At 73.4% G+C, this 6,200-nt stretch carries 6 protein-coding genes; all 6 read right to left on the bottom strand.

The genetic code is table 11. The features are described 5' to 3' along the window. Positions 1 to 110: 110 nt before the first annotated feature. The 6 genes from aroQ to mltG all read right to left on the bottom strand — a co-directional run bounded on the left by aroQ (position 111) and on the right by mltG (position 6,112). Positions 111 to 551, bottom strand: coding sequence for a type II 3-dehydroquinate dehydratase (aroQ, locus tag ACOTKD_RS31850; RefSeq protein WP_424892478.1), 441 nt, complete (start codon positions 549 to 551; stop codon positions 111 to 113). A 91-nt stretch (positions 552 to 642) separates the two neighbouring features. Continuing rightward, positions 643 to 1,734: a 3-dehydroquinate synthase gene (gene aroB, locus ACOTKD_RS31845; RefSeq protein WP_424892477.1), complete on the bottom strand. Its 1,092-nt coding sequence runs from the start codon at positions 1,732 to 1,734 to the stop codon at positions 643 to 645. 7 nt (positions 1,735 to 1,741) lie between these two features. Further along, the gene (locus ACOTKD_RS31840) at positions 1,742 to 2,287 is read right to left on the bottom strand and encodes a shikimate kinase (protein WP_424892476.1); all 546 of its coding nucleotides are present in this window, start codon (positions 2,285 to 2,287) and stop codon (positions 1,742 to 1,744) included. Further along, complete coding sequence (gene aroC, locus ACOTKD_RS31835; protein WP_424892475.1) at positions 2,284 to 3,468, bottom strand: chorismate synthase; 1,185 nt, start codon at positions 3,466 to 3,468, stop codon at positions 2,284 to 2,286. The genes ACOTKD_RS31840 and aroC overlap by 4 nt, the downstream gene beginning before the upstream one ends. 160 nt (positions 3,469 to 3,628) lie before the next feature. Further along, positions 3,629 to 4,468 carry a shikimate dehydrogenase gene (locus ACOTKD_RS31830; protein WP_424892474.1) on the bottom strand — a complete coding sequence of 280 codons (840 nt, stop codon included), beginning with the start codon at positions 4,466 to 4,468 and terminating at the stop codon, positions 3,629 to 3,631. Next, the gene (mltG, locus tag ACOTKD_RS31825) at positions 4,469 to 6,112 is read right to left on the bottom strand and encodes an endolytic transglycosylase MltG (RefSeq protein ID WP_424892473.1); all 1,644 of its coding nucleotides are present in this window, start codon (positions 6,110 to 6,112) and stop codon (positions 4,469 to 4,471) included. It abuts the gene before it with no gap. Between the last annotated feature and the right edge of the window lie 88 nt (positions 6,113 to 6,200).

Here is a 6,200-nt window from a genome sequence, read left to right as displayed (position 1 = left end):
CCGCCGGGGGGGCCCCGCCCGCCCCCCCCCCCCCCCCACCACCGGGCGTCGGCCAGACGGGAGAGTACCCGAGCCCCGGCCCCGTCGCCCCCGCAGGGGCAACGGGTGCGTCAGCCCGCGAGTTCCTCGGCCAGGGCCCGCAGCGCGAGCCGGTAGGAGCCGATGCCGAAGCCCGCGACGGTGCCGCTGGCGACCGCCGCGATCACGGAGGTGTGGCGGAACTCCTCGCGCGCGTACGGGTTGGAGATGTGCACCTCGACGAGCGGCGCGGTGCGCTGGGCGGCCGCGTCGCGCATGGCGTACGAGTAGTGCGTGAACGCGCCGGGGTTGATGACGACCGGGAGGGCGCCGTCGGCCGCCTCGTGCAGCCAGCGGACCATCTCGCCCTCGTCGTTGGTCTCGCGCACGTCGACGGCGAAGCCGAGCTCCGCGCCGAGCCGGGTGCACTCCTCCACGAGTCCCTTGTAGGACGTCGAGCCGTAGACGTCGGGCTCGCGGGAGCCGAGGCGGCCCAGGTTGGGGCCGTTGAGAACCAGCACGCGGCGGGTCATGCCCCGCCTCCTTCCGTGAGTCGGCCGGCGGCGCAGCCGGGCGGTCCGGCCGGCCAAGGCCGCCGGGGCCCGGCGGCCACGCGTGAGCGGCTCACGCAGCGATCTCCGCGTGGGCCGCGAGCAGCATCGCCGGGTCGGGGCCCTCCAGGACCGTCGGCTTGGCCAGGCCGTCCAGGACGATGAAGCGCAGCCGGTCGCCGCGGGTCTTCTTGTCGACCTTCATGGTCTCCACCAGCTTGGGCCACTGGTCGCCGCGGTAGGTGACGGGCAGGCCCACGGAGGTGAGGATCGCCCGGTGCCGGTCGGCGGTCGCGTCGTCGAGGCGGCCGGCGATGCGGCCGAGCTCGGCGGCGAAGACCATGCCGACGGCGACGGCCGCGCCGTGCCGCCAGTTGTAGCGCTCGTTCTTCTCGATGGCGTGGGCGAGGGTGTGGCCGTAGTTGAGGATCTCGCGCAGGCCCGACTCCTTGAGGTCGGAGGAGACCACCTCGGCCTTGACCCGGATCGCGCGCTCGATCAGCTCGGCGGTGTGCGGCCCGGCGGGGGTGCGGGCGGCCTCCGGGTCGGCCTCGATGAGGTCGAGGATGGCCGGGTCGGCGATGAAGCCCGCCTTGATGACCTCGGCGAGGCCGCTGACGTAGTCGTGGACCGGCAGCGAGTCCAGCGCGGCCAGGTCGCACAGGACGCCGGCGGGCGGGTGGAAGGCGCCGACGAGGTTCTTGCCCTCGGCGGTGTTGATGCCGGTCTTGCCGCCGACGGCGGCGTCGACCATGGCCAGCACCGTGGTGGGCACGGCGATCCAGCGCACGCCGCGCAGCCAGGTGGCGGCGACGAAGCCGGCGAGGTCCGTGGTGGCGCCGCCGCCCACGCCGACGATGACGTCGGTGCGGGTGAAGCCGGTCTGGCCGAGCGCCTTCCAGCAGTACGCCGCGACCTCGACGGTCTTGGACTCCTCCGCGTTGGGCAGCTGGATCGCGATGGCCTCGTAGCCCTGGGCGGCGAGGTCCTGCCGGAGCACCTCGCCGGTCTCGGCGAGCGCCTCGGGGTGGAGCACGGCGACCCGCTTGGCCTTGGTGCCGATCAGGCCGGGCAGCTCGCCCAGCAGCTGGCGCCCGACCAGGACCTCGTACGGGTCGGTGCCCGCGCTGCCGGCGACCTGGATGCGGGTGGGGGCGTCGGTCATGCGTTCCTCACTGCGTGGTGTCCTGTGTGCGGTCCCCGGGCACCGGTGCCAGGTGCAGGGCCTCCAGCACGGCGTCGGCGACCTCGTCCGGCGTGCGGCCGCCGGTGGCGACGGTGGCCCGGGCGACCTCGGTGTAGAGCGGGCGGCGGGCCTCCATCAGCTCGCGCCAGCGCTGCCGCGGGTTGATCGCGAGCAGCGGGCGCGGGGCGTCGAGGCCGACGCGCCGTACGGCGTCGGCGAGCTCGACGTCGAGGAAGACCACGGGCAGCCCCGCGAGGAGGGCCCGCGTCCCGTCGTCCATGATCGCGCCGCCGCCGAGGGAGAGCACGCCGGGGTGCTCGGCGACGGCGGCGCGGACGGCCTGCCGCTCCAGCTCGCGGAAGTGCGGCTCGCCCTCGTCGACGAAGATCTCCGGGATGGGCTTGCCGGCGGTCTTCTCGATGTCGGCGTCGGTGTCGCGGTAGCCGGTGCCCAGCCGCTCGGCGAGCAGGGCGCCGATGGTGGACTTGCCGGCTCCCGGCGGGCCCACCAGCACGACGGCGGGCGCGGTCACTTGATGGCCAGGTTCTCGAGGTAGCCCTGGACGTTGCGGCGGGTCTCGGCGACGTTGTCGCCGCCGAACTTCTCCGCCACCGCGTCCGCCAGCACCAGGGCGACCATCGCCTCGGCGACGATGCCGGCGGCCGGGACCGCGCACACGTCGGAGCGCTGGTGGTGGGCCTGGGCGGCCTCGCCCGTGGCCACGTCGACCGTGCGCAGGGCGCGCGGCACGGTGGCGATCGGCTTCATGGCCGCGCGGACGCGCAGCAGCTCGCCCGTGGACAGACCGCCCTCGGTGCCGCCGGAGCGGCCGGAGGTGCGGCGGATGCCGTCCTCGGTGGAGACGATCTCGTCGTGGGCCTTCGAGCCCGGCACCCGGGCCAGCTCGAAGCCGTCGCCGACCTCGACGCCCTTGATCGCCTGAATGCCCATCAGGGCGGCGGCGAGGCGGGCGTCCAGGCGGCGGTCCCAGTGCACGTGCGAGCCCAGGCCGACGGGGACGCCGTAGGCCAGGACCTCGACGACGCCGCCGAGCGTGTCACCGTCCTTGTGGGCCTGGTCGATCTCGGCGACCATCGCCTTGCTCGCCGCCTCGTCCAGGCAGCGGACCGGGTCGGCGTCGAGCTTCTCGACGTCCGAGGGCTTGGGGTAGACGCCGAGCGGCGCCTTGGCCGCGGCCAGCTCGATGACGTGGGAGACGATCTCGATGCCCGTGGTCTCCTTCAGGTAGGAGCGGGCGACGGCGCCGAGGGCGACGCGGGCGGCGGTCTCGCGGGCGGAGGCGCGCTCCAGGATCGGGCGGGCCTCGTCGATCCCGTACTTCTGCATGCCCGCGAGGTCGGCGTGGCCGGGGCGGGGGCGGGTCAGCGGGGCGTTGCGGGCCATCGCCGCCAGCTCCTCCGGATCCACCGGATCGGCCGCCATGACCTTCTCCCACTTGGGCCACTCGGTGTTGCCCACCATGACCGCGACGGGGGAGCCCATCGTCAGGCCGTGGCGCACGCCGCCGAGGAAGGTGACCTCGTCCCGCTCGAACTTCATGCGCGCGCCGCGGCCGTAGCCGAGCCGCCGGCGGGCCAGGTGGTCCGCCACCATGTCCGTGGTGACGGGGACACCGGCGGGCAGGCCCTCCAGCGTCGCCACGAGTGCCGGACCATGCGACTCACCGGCAGTCAGCCAGCGCAACCTGCTCAACGGGACTCCTCTTGCTCGCGCGCCTCAAGATCGTGCGGCGCCCGGGTGCGCGGCCCCGGCCCGCCGCTTCTGATCCTCCCATGCCGGACGGTCCGATCCGCCCTCCGGTCCGCGTTGTGGAACGGACTGAGTCACGTCGTGGTCGGCCGGACGGGTCCCGTCAGCCGCGGGCGGCGAGGGCGGCCTCGCCCGCCGCGCGCATCGCGGCCAGCGGTGCCCGCGGGCAGCCGGTCATCTGCTCGACCTGGAGGACCGCTTGGTGGACGAGGAGGTCCAGGCCGCCGAGGACGGTGCCGCCGCGCGCGTCCCAGGCCGCGGCCAGGGGCGTGGGCCACGGCTCGTAGAGGACGTCGAAGAGGGCGCCGGGACGGTCCGGGACGGCCTTCGCGAGGGCGTCGGTGGCCCCCGCCGGGGTGGTGGCCACGACCAGCGGGGCGGAGAGGGCCTCGGCGGCGCGGGCCCAGTCCTCGGTGCGGACGGCCACACCGAGCCGCTCGCCCCACTCGCGCATCTCGGCCGCGCGGGCCTCGCTGCGCACGTACACGGTGACCTCGCCGGTGCAGATCCCGGCCAGGGCGGCGAGCGCGGAGGACGCGGTGGCGCCCGCGCCGAGCACGGCGGCGGAGGCGGCCCCGGTCACGCCGCGCTCGCGCAGGGCCGCGGCGATGCCGGGGATGTCGGTGTTGTCGCCGAGGCGGCGGCCGTCCTCCGTGAACACGACGGTGTTGACGGCCTCGACCGCGGCGGCCGTGCCGCTGACCTCGTCCAGCAGCGGGATCACCGCCCGCTTGAGCGGCATGGTCAGGGACAGCCCGGCCCAGCTGCCGTCCAGCTCGTCGAGGAAGGCGGGCAGCGCGGCCTCGTCCACCTCGAAGCGGTCGTACGTCCACTCCCCCAGGCCCAGCTCCGCGTACGCGGCGCGGTGCAGGACCGGGGAGAGCGAGTGGGCGATCGGGGAACCGAGCACCGCCGCGCGGCGGCGCTCCGGGGTGCGGCTCATCTACGGCTTCCGGCTCTTGTTGAACTCGTCCACGAGCTTCTGGTGCTCCTGCAGGTTCTTGGTGAACGTCGTCTTCTCGTTGATGGAGACGAAGTAGTACCAGTCCCCCGGCTCCGGGTCCATGGCGGCCTTGAGGGCCTGTTCGCCGGGGTTGCCGATGGGGCCGGGGGGCAGGCCCTTGTAGAAGTAGGTGTTGTACGGGTCGTCGAGCGCGCGCAGCTGCTTGGGGCTGAGGTCCAGCTTGCTCTGGTTCTTCGTGTAGTTGTACGTGGAGTCGAATTCCAGCTTGCCGTTCGTCTCGACGTTTGTGGGCTTGAGGCGGTTGTAGATGACCCGCGCCATCTTGCGGAAGTCGTCGTGCGTCATGCCCTCGGCGTTGACCAGGCTGGCCACGGTGATCAGCTGCAGCGGGGACTTCAGGCCCAGCTCGCGCGCCTTGCCCTCCAGGTCCTGCTTGGCGTAGTTCTCGTTGGCCCGGGCGACCATCTGCTTGAGGATGGTCTCCGGCTTGGTGCCCTTGCCGGCGCTGTACTGCGAGGGGTAGAGGAAGCCCTCCAGCGGATCCCTGATCTTGGGGTCGGTGTTGGCCCACGCGGGCAGCCCGAGGTCCTTCGCCCGGTTCTTGGCGACGTCCTTGGTGGTGCCGGCCGGCAGGCCCAGCTTCCCGTCGATGGCGGCGTAGATCTGCACGGCCCGCCGGCCCTCGGCGATGGTCAGGAAGTTGCCGGCGTTGGTCATCATCTCGACGGCCGCCGCGCCGGACATCTGCTGGTGCAGGGTGTACGTGCCGGGCTGGATGGCCTTCTTGGCCGCGGCGTTGGTGAAGGCGCCGACGCTCTTGACGACGCCGGCCTCCTGCAGGACCTTGCCCATCTCGGTCAGGCTGGCCCCCTTGGGGATCTCGACCTGGACCTGGCCGCTGCCCTGGCCCTCGTAGTCGGGCGCCGCGCCGAAGTGGGTCTGCCAGTAGTCGTAGGCGAGGTAGCCGCCACCGCCCACGACGCCGAGGAGCACCACGGCGACCACGAGGCAGGCGGTGCCGCTGCGGCGCTTGTTCTTCTTGGGCTTCTTGGACTTCTTGCCACCGCGGCCGCGGGAGCGGGAGCGCGGCTCGTCGTCCTCGTCGTCCCTGTCGTCCCTGTCGTCCCTGTCGTCTCCGGGCTCGCCGTCGGGCTCGCCGGGGCGGGCCGTGGCGGGAGGCAGGTCGTCGAAGAGGGAGATCTTCTCCTCGTCGGGCTCGGACCACTCCTGCTGGGGCTGGTACGGCGCCGGATGCTGTTGCTGCTGCGCCTGCTGTTGCGCTTGATGCAGCTGCTGGGCCTCCTGGTGGCCCTGCTGAGCATGCGGCTGCTGGCCGTGCGGCTGCTGAGGGTGCTGAGGCTGGGGGTGCTGCGGGAAGCCGTCGGGCGTGCCGTAGTAGTCGGCCTGCCCGCCGCCGTACGTGCCACCGGCCTGCTGCCCGTACTGCTGCTGACCGCCCTGCGACTGCGAGGGGTCCCAGCCGTACTGCTGCTGGCCATGACCGTACTGAGGCTGCTGCGACTGCTGCGGATGCTGCTGCTGTCCGCTGTAGCCCTGGTCCCCGTACAACGGGTCGTCAGGATGCCACGGTTGGGAGCCGGAGCCCCGGCCGTACTCAGTCATCGATCCCCTAGAGCCGCGCAGCGGCAGCAGGTGGGCGCTCCGAGGAGCGCGGTTCCCAGTCGCCCGGCCGTCGTCGGAGACGTCAGCC

This window comes from Streptomyces sp. XH2, from assembly GCF_049725035.1.
GTDB lineage: Bacteria > Actinomycetota > Actinomycetes > Streptomycetales > Streptomycetaceae > Streptomyces > Streptomyces roseoverticillatus.
The sequence above is the reverse complement of the archived record's forward strand: the minus strand, read 5'-3'. Positions and strand labels throughout refer to the sequence as shown.